The following is a 17,757-nucleotide window of genomic DNA, read 5'->3' as shown; positions in this document are numbered from 1 at the left end:
TCGCGAACCGCGGGAAGAATGGAATCGGCGCCCGGTGAAGATCGGGGCCTCGTTCGCGAGAGAGAAGGACGCGTCCGTGTTCACGACCGTACTCATGATCGAGAAGCCGCTCGCCGCGGCCGATGTGGAGCTGGTCACCACGCTCCACGGCGACGAGCAGGTCTCCTTCGTCGTGCTCATGCAGCCCCGCGGCGACCAGGACCGCCTGCTGCGCGCCGTGGACGACGTGGCGCTCGGCTACCTCGACGACGCCGCCCGGGAGAACGAGGTGCCGGAGGGCCAGGACGCCTTTCCGCCCGCCGAGCGCTCCCTCGCGCACTCCGTGGAGGCGCTGCGGGCCGCCGGGGTGCCGGCCGAGGGCGAGGTGGTGGAGAGCCACCCGCTGGACAAGCTGAAGGCGGTGGTGGAGGAGCACCAGGCCGACGAGGTGGTGGTGCTGACCGCGCCGCACTTCGTGGAGGAGTTCTTCCACCGCGACTGGACCTCACGGGCCCGGCACAAGGTGGGCGTGCCCGTGCTGAAGCTGTTCGCGCAGCACGACTGAGCCGGCGGCACTCCCGTCAAGAAAACTACACAGCACTAGTGTCACAATCGGGGCTTCGGAACATGGACGTACCACCCTCTGGAGACCCGCGCATGAGCCCGTCCGGCCCGCCCGTACCCCCCGACCTGGACCGACCGCACTTCATCGGCATCGGCGGCGCCGGGATGTCGGGGATCGCGAAGATCCTCGCCCAGCGGGGGGCGCGGGTGGCCGGCAGCGACTCGAAGGACTCCGAGACCGCGCAGGCGCTGCGGGCGCTGGGTGCCACCGTGCACATCGGCCACGACGCGGCACACCTCGCGCCCGACGCGTCGGCCGTGGTCGTGTCCAGCGCGATCCGCGCGGAGAACCCGGAGCTGGTCGCGGCCCGCGAGCGCGGGCTGCCCGTGGTGCACCGCAGCGACGCGCTGGCCGCGCTGATGGCGGGCACCGTCCCGATCGCGGTGGCGGGCACCCACGGCAAGACCACCACCACCTCGATGCTCGCGGTCGCGCTGACCTCGCTGGGTCTGGAGCCGTCGTACGCGATCGGCGGCGACCTGGACGCGCCGGGGTCCAACGCGCACCACGGCGGCGGCGGGATCTTCGTCGCCGAGGCCGACGAGTCCGACCGCAGCTTCCACCGGTACGCCCCGCAGGTCGCGGTGGTGCTCAACGTCGAGCTGGACCACCACGCCAACTACGCCTCCCTGGAGGAGGTGTACGAGTCCTTCGAGGAGTTCGTCGGCAAGGTGCGGCCCGGCGGCACCCTGGTGGTCTCGGCCGACCAGCCCGGCGCGGTCGAGCTGACCGCCCGGGTCCGGGACGTCGGCGGTCTGAACGTGGTGACCGTCGGCGAGGCCGAGGGCGCCGACGTCCGTATCACCCGGATCAACCCGCGCGGCCTGACCAGCGAGGTCAGCGTGCTGCTCGACGGCCGGATGCTCACCTTCACGGTGTCCGTGCCCGGCAGCCACTACGCGCACAACGCGGTCGCGGCGCTCGCCGCGGGCATCGCGGCCGGCGCCCCGGCCCGCAACCTGGCGTCCGCGCTGGCGAAGTACACCGGCGTCAAGCGCCGCCTCCAGCTCAAGGGCGAGGCCGCGGGCGTACAGGTGATCGACTCCTACGCGCACCACCCGACGGAGATGGCCGCCGACCTGGCCGCGATCCGCCAGGCCACGACCACCGCCTCCGGGCCGGACGGCGCCGCGGCGGGCGGCGGCGGCCGGGTGCTGGTGGTCTTCCAGCCGCACCTGTTCAGCCGTACGAAGGAGCTGGGCACCGAGATGGGCGGCGCGCTGGCCCTGGCGGACGCCTCGCTGGTGCTGGACATCTACCCGGCCCGTGAGGACCCGATCCCCGGCGTCACCAGCGAGCTGATCGTGGCCGCGGCCCGGACCGCGGGCGCCGACGTGACCGCCGTGCACGACCGGGACGCGGCCGTGGAGCAGGTGGCGGGAATGGCGAAGCCCGGTGATCTCGTTCTCACCATGGGGGCGGGTGACGTGACGGACCTCGGTCCCCTGATTCTCGCCCGGCTCGCCGACTGAGGCCGTCCGAGGCCGACTGAGGAGGTTCACATGTCGCAGGATGCGCGCAAGTACCAGGTCGACAAGACCGACGAGCAGTGGCGCTCCGAGCTGTCGCCGCAGGAGTACGCGGTGCTGCGCCAGGCCGGCACCGAGCGCCCGTTCACCGGTGAGTACACCGACACCAAGACCGAGGGCGTCTACTCCTGCCGGGCCTGCGGCGCGGAGCTGTTCCGGTCGGACACGAAGTTCGAGTCGCACTGCGGCTGGCCGTCCTTCTACGACCCGGCCGACTCCGACGCGGTGGAGCTGATCGAGGACCGCTCGATGGGCATGGTGCGGGTGGAGGTGCGCTGCGCGAACTGCGGCTCGCACCTGGGCCACGTCTTCGAGGGCGAGGGGTATCCGACCCCCACCGACCAGCGCTACTGCATCAACTCGATCTCGCTGCGGATGGCCCCCGCCGAGAGCTGACCGCGCCCCCGCCGGCAGGCCCCCGGTGACGGCCTGATCCGCTCCCTCCCGCACCCCCGGGTCGTAAGGTGATCGGCACACACCGAACCGGGGGGATGGGCCGTGGACGACAGCACCGAGGGCACCGGAGCCGACCGCGGAACCGGAACCGGGGCCGGGATCGAGGCCGGCGGAGCGGCCGATCGTTATGACGTCCTGGTCGTCGGCGGTAGCGGCATCGACACCATCGTCCGGGTCGACGAGCTGAAGATCCCCGGCAGCGACTCGGTGTCGGTGCCGCCGGTCCGTGACTACGTCGCGCACACCGGCAACGGCGTGGCGCTGGGCTTCCACGCGCTCGGCCGCCGCACCAAGTTCGTGGACTTCCTCGGCGACGACGCGCCCGGCCGGATGATCCTCGCCAAGTACGCGGCGGTCGGCCTGGACTTCGACCACCTGGTGGCCCCCGCCGGCACCCCGCGCAGCGTCAACCTGGTCGACGCCGAAGGCCGCAGGTTCTCCTTCTTCGACGGCCGGCACCCCGCCGACCTGCTGATGCCGCTCTCCTTCTGCGGCCCGTACCTGGACCGGGCCCGGCATGTGTACCTGGCCCGCTCGCACGTCAACCGCGAGCTGTTCGACGCGGCCCGCCGGCGCGGTGTGCCCGTGTCGACCGACCTGCACACCTGGGACGGCGCGGACCCGTCGGCCCACCCGTGGGCGTACGGCGCCGACTACGTGTTCATGAGCGCCGCCACCGTCAAGGAGGGGGTGGCCGACGTGCTGCGCGACATCGTCGCCCGCGGCCGGGCCCGGCTGGCGGTGGCCACCGACGGCGCCGACGGTTCGTACGTCCTGGACCGCGCCCGGCCCGACCTGGTCCGGCACGTTCCCGCGGTCCGCCCCGAACGGCCGGTGGTGGACAGCAACGGCGCGGGCGACGCGTATGTCACCGCCTTCCTGCACACCCTCTTCGACGGCGGCGACCTCGACCAGTGCGCGCTGGCCGGTTCGGTCTCGGGGGCGTTCGCCTGCGGGCACCACGGCACCCACGAGGCGCAGATCGGGGCCGACGAACTGGCCGCGAGCTGCCTGCGCGCACGCGCGTCCGGGGCAGCGGACGGGACGGCTGCGGCGGGCGGCGCCGTGGCGGACGGCGCCGCTGTCAGCGGGTGAGCCTGGCGGCCGGCCGGCGCGGCGCGAACTTCGACACAACCGCCTTCGCCGGACGGCGACTTCAGGCCCGCGCGTTCCCCAGCCGGGCCACCGTCCGCACCGACCCGCCCAGCGCGAGGGCCGCCACGCAGACCGCCACCGCGAGTGCGGCCACCGGGTAGTGCACCGCGCCCGACTGCGACCCGTGCACCAGCGACGTCACCGCGGCCTGCGCGGGCGAACCGCTGGTCAGCAGCACCGCGCCCGCGCCGAACGCCGTGACCAGCACCGACCAGCCCGCCCCCGGCAGCAGCGGCGAGTTGGTCAGCGCGCCGACCGCCGTACCGAGCAGCACGGAGACCGCCGCGGCCATCAGCCCGGCCAGCAGCGCCGGCCCGATCGGGATGTCCGCCCGCATGTCGTCGGTGTGCGCGCCGCTGATCGCGGTGACCACCAGCGTGCCGACCAGCCCGAGCAGCCCGGACCCGCCCAACGCGGCCAGCAGCGCGCCGAGATGGGCCCGGCCCGGCCCCACCGCCGAAGCCGTGCAGGCCCGCGCGGCCGGCGGCTCGCCCGTCGCGCACACCCGCACCAGCCACGCGGCCACCGGCAGCAGCAGCGCGGCCGCGTACCCCAGCGAGCCGAGCAGCGCCTCTCCACCCGCGACGCCGATGGCCAGCACGGCGCCGTAGAAGATCAGCGGCGGCAGGAAGCGGTGCGAGCGCAGCAGCAGGTCGGCCTGGTACCGCACGAGCGCGCCGAGCCTGCGGTACGGTCCGCCCGTCCCCCACGCTCCGTCCACGGCCGGTACGGACACGGGGGGTGCCTTCGCGGCGGGTACGGACACGGCCGGTACGGTCGCCGCGCCGATACGGGGCCGCGGCACGCCCCCGCCGCGTACGGCCTCGATGTGCCAGGGCGGCTCCGCGCCGAGCAGGGCCCGCAGCACACCGTCCGACGCCTCCGCCGGCACCTCCACCCCGATCCGACCGCCGCCCTCCCGCCACGGCCCGAACGGCTCGACCGCGGGCGGCACTTCACCGCTCCCGGCGGCCTCGACGACGACGCGGCCCCCGGTGCGGTGCCCAGCCCCCGGCCGCTCCCGGCCCGGCACGTCGGCCGCCCGGACCGCACCGCCCGGCGTCACCGCGTACACCGCGGTCGCCTCTCCCGCCAGGCGGCGCGGGTCGTGGTCGACGTAGAAGACGGTCGCGCCCGCGCCGACCCGTTCGCGCACCACGTCGTCGAGGACATCGCGGGCGGACGTGTCCAGGCCGGTCCACGCCTCGTCGAGGACGAGCAGCTCCGGGTCGGCGAGCAGCGCCTGCGCGACGGCGACCTTCTGGCTGGTGCCCTTGGACAGCTCGTCGAGCGGGGTCCCGGCGTACCCGGTGATGCCGAAGCGCTCCAGCCAGTGCAGGGCACGGGCACGGGCGGCAGCGGAAGGCAGGCCGCGGATCGCGCCGAGGTGGGTGAGGTAGCGCAGCACCGGAAACGGCAGCGCCGCGGGGAAGCGCTCGGGCACGTACGCGGTACCGGCTTCCGGCCGCCCGGTCAGGCGCCCGGCGGTCGGCAGGTCCACACCCGCGACGATCCTCAGCAGCGTGGACTTCCCGCTGCCGTTGGCGCCCTCCACCCGCACCAGCGAACCGCCCGGCACCTCCAGCGAGACATCCCTCAACACCCAGGGCCCGCGCACCCCGTAGCGCCGCCCGACCTCATCGAGCCGCAGCCCGTTCGTCTCCAGCACACCCCCATCCTGACCCACCCCGCGGGGGGCGCACAGGTCCGATGGGAGACTGACCGGGTGAGCAGCCCCTTCCAGCACGAGGCGGTCGACCGCGACGCCGCGCCCCAGTACGTCCTGCCCCTGGTGGTCCGGATCGAGCGCGAGGCGCCGCCGGCCCGCACCGACGCCCTGCAGACCGCGGCCCGGGCCGTCCTGACCCTGCTGTCCGACGAGCGGGCGACCGACGAGGACGGCGAGTGGACGGAGGTGGTCCACGCCTGGCAGGACGCCCGCATCCGCAAGGTCGTACGGCGTGCCCGCCGCGGGGAGTGGCGCCGGGCCGAGGCCCTGCCGGGTATCACCGTGACCGGCGAGACCGCGGAGGTCCGGGTCTTCCCGCCGGTCCCGCTCGACGGCTGGCCGAAGGACCTGGCCAAGCTCCAGGTGTCCGGCACCGAACTCGACGACCCCGAGCCGCCCCCGCCCGCCGACCCGGCCCACCCCGTCCTCTGGATGGCGCCCGACATCACCATGTCCGCCGGCAAGGCCATGGCCCAGGCCGGCCACGGCGCCCAACTCGCCTGGTGGGACCTCTCCCCCGAGGAGCGCCGCGCCTGGCGGGAAGCGGGGTTCCGACTTGCCGTGCGCACGGCAACCCCTGCGACCTGGCGGGGCCTGACCGGGTCCGGGCTTCCCCTCGTCCGCGATGCGGGCTTCACCGAGATCGCTCCCGGGTCGGCGACCGTCGTCGCGGACGTTCCGGCGCTTCGGGGCTAGGCCGTGTTTTGGAAGTAGCGCCGTCCGCCCAAAGGGCGGGGGCCGTGGCGTCTGGTGCGTGCGATCGCAAGGCGGAGGGTTGTCCTCGTAGTGGGCCTACTCGGACAAGCCCGACAACGAAGCGAGCGTGCGTGCCAGGCGCCACGGGATGGGGGCACCTCCCCCGCCGAAGGCAGGGGGGGAGGGACTTCCAAAACACGGCCTAGCCGGACCCTCCGGCGTGGTGGGGTGGGTCCGGCTGTTGAGGACCACCCGCCGGTGGGTGGCTTGTCGCGCCGTTCTCCCCCCAGAGCTTCGCCTGGGAGGTACCCCCACGCGCGCCCAACGGGGCAGCCCGGAGGGTCAGTTCCGGCCAGTCAGCTCCGGCCGGCCCGGAGGGTCCCGCTCAGGCCAGCCCGGCGACGAGTTCGGCGACGGGGCGGCGGCGCCCCGTGTAGAAGGGCACCTCCTCACGGACGTGCAGCCGCGCCTCGGAAGCACGCAGGTGCCGCATGAGGTCCACGATCCGGTACAGCTCATCCGCCTCGAACGCGAGAATCCACTCGTAGTCGCCCAGCGAGAAGGACGCCACCGTGTTGGCCCGCACATCGGGAAAGCCCCGCGCCATCTTGCCGTGGTCGGCCAGCATCCTGCGACGGTCCTCGTCAGGCAGCAGGTACCAGTCGTAGGAGCGCACGAACGGGTAGACGCTGACATACGCGCGCGGCTCCTCGTCCGCGAGGAACGCCGGCACGTGCGACTTGTTGAACTCCGCCGGCCGGTGCAGCGCCATGTTGGACCACACCGGGGCCAGCGCCCGGCCGAACGAGGTGCGGCGGAAGAGGTTGTACGCGTCCTGGAGCGCCTCGGCGGTCTCCGCGTGCCACCAGATCATCAGATCGGCGTCGGCCCGCAGCCCGGACAGGTCGTAGGTGCCGCGCACGGTGACGTCCTTCGCGGCGAGCTGCGCGAACAGCTCCTCCACCTCGTCCGCGTAGCCGGTGCGGTCGGCCGGCAGCACGTCCTTGAGCCGGAACACCGACCAGAGCGTGTAGCGGATGACCTCGTTGAGATCCTTGGCCTTCTTGCCCGCGTTGGCGGGCCGGTTCTGGGTGGCGTCGGCCGCGGCTGCTGCTGCGGCGGAGTCGAGGGCGCGATCGGCGGTCGAATCGGTCATACGGCTATTCTCCCGCGCCGCCCGCGCCGCCCGGCACCAGGGTGGCCAGCACCTCGGCGGCGGCCCGGCGCCCGCTGCCGACGCAGGCGGGGATGCCGACCCCGTCGTACACCGCGCCGCACAGCGCCAGGCCCGGCAGCTTCGCGGCCTGCTCGCGCAGCCGCCGCACCCGGTCCACGTGCCCGACCGCGTACTGCGGCAGCCCGCCGTCCCAGCGGGTGACCCGGGCGGCGATCGGCGCGGCCCGCAGGCCCACCGCCTCGCCCAGGTCCTCCCGGGAGAGCCGGACCAGGTCGGTGTCGTCCCAGGCGAGGTCGGCGGTGTCGCCGTGCCGTCCGACCGAGGTGCGCAGCACGAACGTCTCGCCGCCGGCCTCGTCGAGCCAGCCCCACTTGCGGCTGGAGAAGGTGGCCGCCTTGATCGTCCGGCCGTCCACCGGAGGCACCAGGAAGCCGCTGCTGAGCGGGAGTTGGAGCACGTCGCGGCGGCGGAAGGCCATGGTGACCAGCGCCATGCTCGCGTACTCGACCGCGCCCAGCTCCGCCGCGGCGGCCGGTGCCTCCTCGGCGAGCAGCGCGGCGGCGACGGGTGCGGGCGCAGCGATCACCACCGCGTCGGCGGTCAGCTCGCGACCGTCCAGACCGACCCGCCACTCGTGCGGGCCGGTGCGCCGCAACTCCCGTACCGGGGTGCCGGTCGCGATCCTCACGCCCGCGGCGCGGCACGCGTCGGCCACCGCGAGCGGCAACCGCCCGATCCCGCCGCGGATGCCGTTGAAGACCGGGCCGCCGGTCGAGGCGGCGGCCGCCTTGCGCTGGATGCCGCGGGCCGCCTCGATCAGCGAGCGGCTGTCGCGGGCGGCCGCGTAGAGCTGCGGTACGGCGGCACGCAGCGAGATCTCGTAGGAGTTGCCCGCGTAGACGCCGCCGAGCAGCGGTTCGACCAGCCGGTCCACCACCTCGCGGCCCAGCCGGGCGGCGACGTAGGCGCCGACGCCCGTGTCCTCGCCGATGTCGGTGCGGGGCAGCACGTGGTCGAGCGGGATACGGGCCAGGCCCGCGGCCGACAGCACCCCGGAGGCGGCGAGCGGGGCGAGGTCGCCCGGCACGCCCATCACATGGCCCTGCGGCATCGGGCGCAGCCGGTCGCGGGTCCACAGGGTCGCGCCCCCGACAGCGGGCGGCTGGAGGTCGTCGGCGAGCCCGACCTCGCGGGCCAGTCGCACCGCCTCGGGCCGCCGGGCGAGGATCGACTCGGCGCCGAGGTCCACGGGCGCGCCGGCGATCTCGTCGGCGTACAGCTTGCCGCCCAGCCGCTCCGCGGCTTCCAGCAGCGTGACCTGGGCGCCGCCCTTGGCGAGGTCCAGGGCCGCGGTCAGTCCGGAGATCCCGCCGCCGACCACCACGACCCGCCCGGGGACCCGTGCCGGGCCGTTCGCGGCGCCGCGCCCGTCGCCCTGATTCCCTCGGCTGTCCCGGCCGTCACGCGTCTGGCTCATGGCTCCACTGTCGCAGACGCCGGAACGAGTTCCGAACGTGACCCCTTCGGAACCGCGCGCCTGAAACCCGCCGCGGGCCGGGCCCGTCCAACCGTCGATCGCGACCCAACAGCCCTGACACCGGGGGGATTTGATGACCCACACGCAGATCTGGCGAAGAAAGGACCGGGCTCGGCCGCGGCGCCTCGGGCGCAGGGGCGCGGCCGGTCTCGCGCTGCTGCTGGCCGCGGCCGTGGCCGTCGGGGGGTGCAGCGCATCCAGCGGCAGCGACTCGTCCGGGGCGAAGTCGGCGGACGCGGGAGCGAAGCGGGCGGCCGACGCGCCCTTTTCCGCGGCGTCGACCGCGCCCTCCGGCGCGACCGGCTCCGGCAGCACCGACTCCGGCGCCGCGCACGGCAGCGCACCCGGCGGCACTCCGACGGGGACGCCGACGCCGGCCAGCTACCTCGTGCGCACCGCGACCCTCGGCGTCCGCACCCCGCACGTGCAGGACCAGCTCGCCAAGGCCCGGCAGTACGCCACCCGGGCCGGCGGCTACGCGGGCGACGAGACCACGACCGTCGACGCGAGCGGCCGGGCCACCTCCACGATCCAGCTCAGGGTCCCGCCGGACGCGTACGACACGGTGCTCGCCGAACTCGGCGGGCTCGGGCGCCTGCTGGAGCGCAAGGTGAGCGTGGCGGACGTCACCGGGCAGGTCGTCGACGTCGGCAGCCGGATCACGTCGCAACGGGCCAGCGTGGCGCGGGTGCGGGCCCTGATGGACAAGGCGACCGACCTGGACGACGTGGTGAAGCTGGAGAGCGAGCTGAGCACCCGGGAGTCGGCGCTCGAAGCGCTCGAAGCGCAGCAGACGTCGCTCAGGTCGCGTACCGACCTCGCGACGATCACGCTCAAGCTCTCCGAGCCGCCGGCCGCTCCGGCGCGGGCGAAGCCCCACCACCCCAGCGGTTTCTGGACCACCGTCGGGCATGCCTTCGGCACCGGCTGGCACGGGTTCCGCGTGGCGGTACGAGGGGTGCTGGTCGCCTTCGCGGTCGTCCTCCCCTTCGCCGCCCTGGCCGCCCTCGGGTTCCTGATCTACCGCCTCGTCCGTCGAAAGCTGGTCCGCCGGGTGCCCTGAGCCTCCAGGGTGGTGCGTTACCGCGCAGTCGCCGTGTGGACGTAGTCGACGAGGCGGGTGAGCGCGTCGGGCGGCGTGCTGGGGATGACCCCGTGGCCGAGGTTGAAGACGTGGCCCGTGCCGGACGCGCGGGCCGCGTCCAGCACTTCCGCGGCCTTGGCCTCGACCGCGGCGGTCGGGGCGAAGAGGACGGAGGGGTCGAGGTTGCCCTGGAGCGCCTTGCCGGGACCGACCCGGCGTGCCGCCTCGTCGAGGGGCACCCGCCAGTCGACGCCGACCACGTCCGCTCCGGCCTCGCCCATGAGCCCGAGCAACTCCCCGGTGCCGACACCGAAGTGGATGCGGGGCACGCCATAGTCCTTGACGGCGTCGAAGACCTTCACGGAGGTGGGCATGACGTAACGCCGGTAGTCCGCGGGGGCGAGCGCGCCGACCCAGGAGTCGAAGACCTGCACCGCGCTGGCGCCCGCCTCGATCTGCACCTTGAGGAAGCTCGCGGTGATGTCGGCGAGCCGGTCGAGCAGCTCGCGCCACAGCTCGGGCTCGCCGTACATCATCGCCTTGGTGCGCTCGTGGTTGCGGGACGGGCCGCCCTCCACGAGATAGCTGGCCAGCGTGAAGGGCGCGCCGGCGAAGCCGATCAACGGGGTGGCGCCGAGTTCCGCGGTGAGCAGCCCGATCGCCTCGGTGACGTAGGAGACGTCGTCGGGCTCCAGGTCGCGCAGCCGGGCCAGGTCGGCGCGGGTGCGGATCGGGCTGCCGATCACCGGTCCGACCCCGGGCTTGAGGTCGACGTCGATGCCGATCGCCTTGAGCGGCACCACGATGTCGCTGAAGTAGATCGCCGCGTCCACGCCGTGCCGCCGCACCGGTTGCATGGTGATCTCGGCGATGAGTTCGGGCCGGGTGCAGGACTCCAGCATCGGGATGCCCTCGCGTGCCTTCAGGTACTCGGGCAGCGAGCGCCCGGCCTGGCGCATGAACCACACCGGGGTGTGCGGCACGGACTCGCGCCGGCAGGCGCGGATGAACGGGGAAGCAGCGGTCTGCTGGTGCGCACTCACATCCCGAATCCTCCCACGGCCCGTGACACCGCCTCGCCCGGGTCACCGCCCTCCCCGGGACGCCGTTCCTCCCCTGCTCCTCCCCCGCCGAAGAACCGCGCGCGGACCCCCGCGGATGGCGATTCGGCGGCAGCACGCCGTGACACAAGGGGTGTTGGTGCGGGCGTGCGACCGGGTGGCGGCCTAGTCTTCCGGGCATGGCTGCGGTTCACGGGCACTCGCCGGACGAGGCTCCCTTCTCCTTCCGGCGCGCGGTGGACGGTCTGCGGACCGCCCGGGCCCGCACCGAGGTACGGATCGAGGAGGTGCCGGCGCCGCGCCGGCTCGCCTCGTACGCCTTCGCGCTGGAGGCGACGGTGCTCGCCGACGGGGAGGAACTGGCCGACGGCCGGCTGGTGCTGCTGCACGAGCCGGACGGCCATGACGCCTGGCACGGCGAGTTCCGGCTGGTCACGCTCACCCGGGCCGAGTTGGAGCCGGAGATGGCGGGCGACCCGCTGCTGCCGGAGGTGAGCTGGTCCTGGCTGACCGGCGCGCTGGCGGCCCGCGGCGCGGCGTACCACGAGCCGAGCGGCACCGTGTCCCGCGCGTCCTCGCACTACTTCGGCGGCCTGTCCGAGCGCAGGGACGACACGCAGATCGAGATCCGCGCGTCGTGGACGCCGTACGACCGGCCGGGCCTCGGCGGTCCGGACACGGCGGCGCACCTGGTGGCCTGGTGCGACCTGCTGTGCGCGTGCGCGGGCCTGCCGCCGACCGACGGTCCCGACCCGTCCGGGCGGCCGGTGAGCGGCGTGGTGCCGCTGCCGAAGCGCAGGACCTGACGGTCCGTCCCGGCGCTGTTCGATCGGCCGTCCGATTTGCCGGAATTGTTCTCCAACAAATCGTGATCTTTCCCTAAAGCCGGGAGCAAATGCTGCCGAAGGAGACTGTGACCGTTTCAGTCCCCTTTGCACAGGAGGCCCGGTGTCCGTTCTTCTCGAGCAGCCCACGAGCCTGGTCGCCTACCGTCCCAGCAAGCCGACGGCCATGGTCGTCGTGGCCGATCCCCGGGTTCGCTCCACTGTCACCCGACACCTGTGGGCGCTCGGAGTCCGGGACGTGATCGAGGCTTCCTCCATCGCCGAAGCCCGCCCCAGGGTCGGCAACCCGCGCGACATCTGCGTCGCCGACGTCCACCTGCCCGACGGCTCCGGCCTCACCCTGCTCGCCGAGACCCGCGCGGCCGGCTGGCCCAACGGCCTGGCGCTCTCGGCCGCCGACGACATCGGCGCGGTGCGCAACGCACTGGCCGGCGGCGTGAAGGGCTACGTCGTCACCGGCACCCGCAACACCGCGGGCGCGCTGGCCGGCCGCCCGGGCCTGGCCCCGCTGGGCGCCACCGCGGCCCGTATGCAGCGCCGCCCGCCGGGCGTGCCCGGCCACCCGGGCGGCTACCGCGAGCTGTCCGGCCGCGAGGTCGAGGTGCTGCGGCTGGTCGCGGAGGGCCAGTCGAACAAGGCGATCGGGGTGTCGATGGGCCTGTCCGCGCTCACCGTCAAGAGCCACCTGGCCCGGATCGCCCGCAAGCTCGGCACCGGCGACCGGGCCGGCATGGTCGCGGTGGCGCTGCGCACCGGCATCATCCACTGACCCCGGGACCCGTCGGCGGCCCTGGGCGGAACGTTCCGCCCAGGGCCGCCGCGGCCTGCCGGACACCGCCTCGACACCCCCCGTCCCCGGCCATGACGTCGGCCGGTCTGCAATCGTGCTGCGACGGAGATCCACCACGGCGGCTCACCACGGCTACCCTTGACAGGTGACCGACGCCAGAGAGACCGCAATCCAGGAATCATCGGCGCCGGTCCCGCTGCTGGACCCGCGCGAGGGAATCCCGCCGGTGACCGCCAGCCCGGAGGCCCTCGCAGAAGTCGTCGCGGCGTTCGCCGCAGGTTCCGGTCCGGTCGCCGTCGATGCCGAGCGCGCCTCCGGCTACCGGTACGGACAGCGGGCCTATCTGGTCCAGCTGCGCCGCACCGGGGCAGGGACCGCGCTGATCGACCCCGTCGGATGTCCCGACCTCTCGTCCTTGGGCGAGGCGCTGAACGGCACCGAATGGGTGCTGCACGCAGCCACCCAGGACCTCCCGTGCCTGTTCGAGCTGGGCATGCGGCCGAGCTCCCTGTTCGACACCGAACTGGCCGGACGGCTGGCCGGGTTCGCCCGGGTCGGCCTGGGCGCCATGGTGGAGAACGTGCTGGGCTTCACGCTGGAGAAGGGCCACTCCGCAGTCGACTGGTCCACCCGACCGCTGCCGGAGCCGTGGCTTCGGTACGCGGCACTCGACGTGGAGCTGCTGGTCGACCTGCGCGACGCCCTGGAGGAGGAGCTGCGCGGCCAGGGCAAGCTCGACTGGGCGCTCCAGGAGTTCTCCGCGATCGCCGCGGCCCCGCCGCCGCCTCCCCGGGTCGATCCCTGGCGCCGTACCTCCGGCATGCACAAGGTGCGCCGCCGCCGGCAGATCGGCATCGTGCGCGAGCTGTGGCAGGCGCGGGACCGTACCGCCCGCGAGCGGGACGTCTCTCCCGGGCGGGTGCTCACCGACGCGGCGATCGTCGCCGCCGCCCTGGAGACGCCGCCGAACGTCCACGCACTCGCCGCGCTGCCCGGTTTCGGCCATCGGATGGGCCGCCGCCAGCTCGAGCAGTGGCAGGCCGCGATCGACCGCGCCCGGGCCCTGCCGGAGCGCGAACTCCCGCAGCCCACGGCCGCGTACACCGGCCCCCCGCCGCCGCGCGCCTGGGCCGACAAGGACCCGGCCGCCGCCGCCCGGCTCTCCGCGGCCCGCGCCGCGGTCTCCGCGCTCGCCGAGGAGCTGAACCTCCCCCAGGAGAACCTGGTCACGCCGGACACCGTCCGGCGGATCTGCTGGGCGCCGCCGTCCTCGATCACCCCCGAGGTCGTCGCGGACACCCTCGCCTCCCTCGGCGCCCGGCCCTGGCAGGTCGCCCTCAACACCCCCCTGCTCACCCAGGCCCTCACCACCCAGCCGCCCTCCCCGGCCGCGGAGTAACCCCCGGGAAGGGAAAGGTCGCCCACCTCCAGGCGGCCCTTCGGTGTGACCTACGCCGCAGCCCGGCGTAGAAGTAGGCACCCGGGTTACCGATGAGTAGCATGAGGTGCGTCAGACGCGTCCACTCCTCGGAGTGCGTCCACCCGCACGCTCAGCATCCGCCCGGGTTCGCCGGTGAGCGAGCCAAAAGACGCGCCGGTGTCGAAAGGGACAACACGCGGAAGCCCCGAGGAACGAGGGGCTGAGCATGATCGACCGTCGACACCGGGTCGAAGCGTCTGGAGGCGAGCCGAACACAAAGAAAGGTGGCATCGTGCCTCGTACCGCGAGGGAGGTCGTCTTCGTCGACGGCGTCCGCACCCCGTTCGGCAAGGCGGGCCCGAAGGGTATCTACCACGAGACCCGCGCCGACGACCTGGTGATCAAGTCCATCCGCGAGCTGCTGCGGCGCAACCCCGGCCTCGACCCGGCGAAGGTCGACGAGGTCGCCGTCGCGGCCACCACCCAGATCGGCGACCAGGGGCTGACCCTCGGCCGTACCGCCGGCATCCTCGCCGGACTACCCACCACCGTGCCCGGCTTCTCGATCGACCGCATGTGCGCGGGTGCGATGACCGCGGTGACCACCACCGCCGGCGGCATCGCCTTCGGCGCGTACGACGTGGTGCTGGCCGGCGGCGTGGAGCACATGGGCCGGCACCCGATGGGCGAGGGCGTGGACCCCAACCCGCGGTTCGTCTCCGAGAAGCTGGTCGACGAGTCCGCGATGTTCATGGGCATGACCGCGGAGAACCTGCACGACCGGTTCCCGCGGCTGACCAAGGAGCGCGCCGACGAGTTCGCCGTCCGCAGCCAGGAGAAGGCCGCGAAGGCGTACGCGAACGGGAAGATCCAGCAGGACCTGGTGCCGATCGCGATCCGCCGCACCGACCCGGAGGTCGGGGAGACCGGCTGGGGTCTGGCCACCGCCGACGAGCCGATGCGGCCGGGCACCACCCGGGAGCAGCTCGCCGGGCTGAAGACGCCGTTCCGGCCGCACGGCCGGGTCACCGCGGGCAACGCCGCCGGGCTCAACGACGGCGCCACCGCTTCCCTGCTCGCCGCCGAGGACGTCGCCCGCGAGCTGGACCTGCCGGTGAAGATGCGCCTGGTGTCGTACGCCTTCGCAGGCGTGGAGCCGGAGGTGATGGGCATCGGCCCGATCCCGGCCACCGAGAAGGCGCTCGCCAAGGCGGGCCTGGGCATCGACGACATCGGCCTGTTCGAGGTGAACGAGGCTTTCGCGGTGCAGGTGCTGTCCCTGCTGGACCACTACGGCATCGCCGACGACGACCCGCGGGTCAACCAGTACGGCGGCGCCATCGCCTACGGCCACCCGCTGGCCGCCTCCGGGGTGCGGCTGATGACCCAGCTCGCCCGGCAGTTCGAGGACCAGCCTCAGGTGCGCTACGGCATCACCACCATGTGTGTCGGCTTCGGCATGGGCGGCACGGTCATCTGGGAGAACCCGAACTTCGACGGGAGCGGCAAGTGAGTTCCACCGCAGATCTGCTGAAGGGCGCGGCCGAGCTGTTCCCCGGCGAGGTCGTCACCGACGCCCAGGTGCGCCACATCGACCTGCCGGGGGCGGGCCGGTTCGCGCTGATCACCCTCGACAACGGCTTCGACCACACCAAGCCGACCACGCTCGGCCCGCAGTCGCTGGCGAACCTCGACGCCGCCCTCGACCAGGTCGAGAAGGAGGCCGCGGACGGCGAGATCGTCGGCGTCGGCGTCACCGGCAAGCCGTTCATCTTCGCGGTCGGCGCCGACCTCAAGGGCGTGGAGCTGCTGCGGCGGCACGAGGACGCGCTGGCCATCGGCCGCGGCGGCCACGACGTCTTCAAGCGGTTCCAGTCGCTGGCGGTGCCGACCTTCGCGTACTACAACGGCGCCGCGATGGGCGGCGGCGTCGAGATCGGCCTGCACTGCTCCTACCGCACGGTCTCCGCGTCGGTGCCCGCGTTCTCGCTGCCCGAGGTCTTCCTCGGCCTGGTACCCGGCTGGGGCGGCTGCACCCTGCTGCCGAACCTGATCGGCGCGGACCGCGCGGTGACCGTCATCATCGAGAACTCGCTCAACCAGAACCGCCAGCTCAAGGGCGCCCAGGTGCACCAACTCGGCATCGCCGACGCGCTGTTCGAGGCCGCGGACTTCCTGGAGCAGTCGCTGGCCTGGACCGCGGCGGTGCTCAAGGGCGAGCTGGAGGTGGTCCGCACCGAGGTCGACCGCGGCGAGGCGTGGGACCAGGCGGTGGCCCGCGGCCGGTTCATCGCGGACGGCAAGGTGCACGGCGCCGCCCCGGCCGCGTACCGGGCGCTGGACATCATCGCCGCGGCGAAACACGGCGATCTGCGCAAGGGCTTCGAGGCCGAGGACACCGCGCTCGCCGACCTGATCATGGGCGGCGAACTGCGGGCCGGCATCTACGCCTTCAACCTGGTGCAGAAGCGCGGCAAGCGCCCGGTCGGCGCCCCCGACAAGTCGCTGGCCCGCCCGGTGACCAAGGTCGGCGTGGTCGGCGCGGGCCTGATGGCCTCCCAGCTCGCCCTGCTCTTCGTCCGCCGTCTCGAGGTGCCGGTCGTGCTGACCGACATCGACCAGGCGCGGATCGACAAGGGCGTGGGGTACGTCCACGGCGAGGTCGACAAGCTGCTCGGCAAGGGCCGCATCGGCCAGGACCAGGCGAACCGGCTGAAGGCCCTGGTCACCGGCCACCTCGACAAGGCGACCGCGTTCGGCGACGCGGACTTCGTGATCGAGGCCGTCTTCGAGGAGATGGGCGTCAAGCAGCAGGTCTTCGCCGAACTGGAGGCCGTGGTCCGGCCGGACACGATCCTGGCGACCAACACCTCCTCGCTGTCGGTCTCGGAGATGGCCGCGAAACTGGAGCACCCGGAGCGGGTGGTCGGCTTCCACTTCTTCAACCCGGTCGCGGTGCTGCCGCTGCTGGAGATCGTCCGGGGCGAGGGCACCGACGACGCGTCGCTGGCCACCGCCTTCGCGGTGGCGAAGAAGCTGAAGAAGACCGCGGTGCTGGTCAAGGACGCACCCGCGTTCGTGGTCAACCGCATCCTGACCCGCTTCATGGGCGAGATCCAGAACATCATCGACGAGGGCACCCCGGTGGCGGTCGCGGAGAAGGCGATCGAGCCGCTCGGGTTGCCGATGTCGCCGCTGGTGCTGCTGGAGCTGGTCGGCCCGGCGATCGGCCTGCACGTCTCCGAGACGCTGCACGGCGCCTTCCCGGACCGCTTCACGGTCTCGGAGAACCTCGCGGCCGTGGTCAAGGCCGGCAAGCGCGGCTTCTACGTCTACGACTCGGGCGCGCCCGAGCTGGACCCGGAGGTCGCGGCGCTGCTGAAGCAGGGCGACTCCGTGCTCAGCGAGGAGCAGGTGCGCGCGCGGGTGCTGGACGCGGTCGCGCAGGAGATCGGGCTGATGCTGGCGGACGGTGTCGTGGCCGAGGCGCAGGATGTCGACCTCTGCCTGATCACGGGCGCCGGCTGGCCCTTCCACCTCGGCGGGATCACCCCCTACCTCGACCGCGAGGGCGTCTCCGAGCGGGTGAACGGCAAGCCGTTCCTCGCCCCGGGCGTCGCGAGCGTCCCCGCGTAGCAGACCCCCATGACGAACGTGCCCGGCCCCTCGACGGG

The 17,757-nt window shown here is 73.5% G+C and carries 15 protein-coding genes; 11 read left to right on the top strand and 4 right to left on the bottom strand.

The window, feature by feature from the left end:
- Positions 1–76 precede the first annotated feature (76 nt).
- The 4 genes from OG370_RS32240 to OG370_RS32225 all read left to right on the top strand — a co-directional run bounded on the left by OG370_RS32240 (position 77) and on the right by OG370_RS32225 (position 3,684).
- Positions 77–544, top strand: coding sequence for an indole-3-glycerol phosphate synthase (locus tag OG370_RS32240; protein WP_328470481.1), 468 nt, complete (start codon positions 77–79; stop codon positions 542–544).
- A gap of 92 nt (positions 545–636) precedes the next feature.
- Positions 637–2,076 carry a UDP-N-acetylmuramate--L-alanine ligase gene (gene murC / locus OG370_RS32235; protein ID WP_328470479.1) on the top strand — a complete coding sequence of 480 codons (1,440 nt, stop codon included), beginning with the start codon at positions 637–639 and terminating at the stop codon, positions 2,074–2,076.
- A 30-nt stretch (positions 2,077–2,106) separates the two neighbouring features.
- Complete coding sequence (gene msrB / locus OG370_RS32230; RefSeq protein ID WP_328470477.1) at positions 2,107–2,529, top strand: peptide-methionine (R)-S-oxide reductase MsrB; 423 nt, start codon at positions 2,107–2,109, stop codon at positions 2,527–2,529.
- A 102-nt stretch (positions 2,530–2,631) separates the two neighbouring features.
- Positions 2,632–3,684, top strand: coding sequence for a carbohydrate kinase family protein (locus OG370_RS32225; protein WP_328470475.1), 1,053 nt, complete (start codon positions 2,632–2,634; stop codon positions 3,682–3,684).
- Positions 3,685–3,745: 61 nt separating this feature from the next.
- Here the strand turns inward: OG370_RS32225 and OG370_RS32220 are convergent, their stop codons facing one another.
- Entirely contained in the window at positions 3,746–5,413 is a 1,668-nt protein-coding gene (locus OG370_RS32220) for an ATP-binding cassette domain-containing protein (protein WP_328470473.1), read from the bottom strand.
- A 57-nt stretch (positions 5,414–5,470) separates the two neighbouring features.
- On the opposite strand from OG370_RS32220, the gene OG370_RS32215 reads away from it, so the two are divergent.
- The gene (locus OG370_RS32215; RefSeq protein WP_328470471.1) at positions 5,471–6,169 is read left to right on the top strand and encodes a peptidyl-tRNA hydrolase; all 699 of its coding nucleotides are present in this window, start codon (positions 5,471–5,473) and stop codon (positions 6,167–6,169) included.
- A 385-nt stretch (positions 6,170–6,554) separates the two neighbouring features.
- Here OG370_RS32215 and hemQ read toward each other — a convergent pair whose 3' ends face one another.
- Positions 6,555–7,325 (bottom strand): hydrogen peroxide-dependent heme synthase, encoded by a 771-nt coding sequence (hemQ, locus tag OG370_RS32210; RefSeq protein ID WP_328470469.1) that lies wholly within the window; start codon positions 7,323–7,325, stop codon positions 6,555–6,557.
- Between the two features lie 4 nt (positions 7,326–7,329).
- On the bottom strand, positions 7,330–8,823 hold the full coding sequence (gene hemG, locus OG370_RS32205) for a protoporphyrinogen oxidase (protein ID WP_328470467.1): 1,494 nt from the start codon (positions 8,821–8,823) through the stop codon (positions 7,330–7,332).
- Between the two features lie 133 nt (positions 8,824–8,956).
- On the opposite strand from hemG, the gene OG370_RS32200 reads away from it, so the two are divergent.
- Positions 8,957–9,946 carry a DUF4349 domain-containing protein gene (locus OG370_RS32200; RefSeq protein WP_328470465.1) on the top strand — a complete coding sequence of 330 codons (990 nt, stop codon included), beginning with the start codon at positions 8,957–8,959 and terminating at the stop codon, positions 9,944–9,946.
- A 17-nt stretch (positions 9,947–9,963) separates the two neighbouring features.
- Here OG370_RS32200 and hemE read toward each other — a convergent pair whose 3' ends face one another.
- Entirely contained in the window at positions 9,964–11,019 is a 1,056-nt protein-coding gene (hemE, locus tag OG370_RS32195; protein WP_443060909.1) for a uroporphyrinogen decarboxylase, read from the bottom strand.
- A gap of 188 nt (positions 11,020–11,207) precedes the next feature.
- Between hemE and OG370_RS32190 the strand changes: the two genes are divergently transcribed.
- The 5 genes from OG370_RS32190 to OG370_RS32170 all read left to right on the top strand — a co-directional run bounded on the left by OG370_RS32190 (position 11,208) and on the right by OG370_RS32170 (position 17,719).
- Positions 11,208–11,834: a DUF3000 domain-containing protein gene (locus tag OG370_RS32190; RefSeq protein WP_328470461.1), complete on the top strand. Its 627-nt coding sequence runs from the start codon at positions 11,208–11,210 to the stop codon at positions 11,832–11,834.
- 142 nt (positions 11,835–11,976) lie between these two features.
- On the top strand, positions 11,977–12,642 hold the full coding sequence (locus OG370_RS32185) for a response regulator transcription factor (protein WP_103884949.1): 666 nt from the start codon (positions 11,977–11,979) through the stop codon (positions 12,640–12,642).
- 166 nt (positions 12,643–12,808) lie between these two features.
- The gene (locus OG370_RS32180) at positions 12,809–14,062 is read left to right on the top strand and encodes a ribonuclease D (protein WP_328470458.1); all 1,254 of its coding nucleotides are present in this window, start codon (positions 12,809–12,811) and stop codon (positions 14,060–14,062) included.
- Between the two features lie 313 nt (positions 14,063–14,375).
- Positions 14,376–15,596, top strand: coding sequence for a thiolase family protein (locus tag OG370_RS32175; protein WP_328470456.1), 1,221 nt, complete (start codon positions 14,376–14,378; stop codon positions 15,594–15,596).
- The gene (locus OG370_RS32170) at positions 15,593–17,719 is read left to right on the top strand and encodes a 3-hydroxyacyl-CoA dehydrogenase NAD-binding domain-containing protein (protein ID WP_328470454.1); all 2,127 of its coding nucleotides are present in this window, start codon (positions 15,593–15,595) and stop codon (positions 17,717–17,719) included. The genes OG370_RS32175 and OG370_RS32170 overlap by 4 nt, the downstream gene beginning before the upstream one ends.
- Positions 17,720–17,757 lie beyond the last annotated feature (38 nt).

The sequence above is a fragment of the Streptomyces sp. NBC_00448 genome (genome assembly GCF_036014115.1).
GTDB lineage: Bacteria > Actinomycetota > Actinomycetes > Streptomycetales > Streptomycetaceae > Actinacidiphila.
Note: the sequence above shows the minus strand (reverse complement) of the source record. Positions and strands in the feature narration are given on the sequence as shown.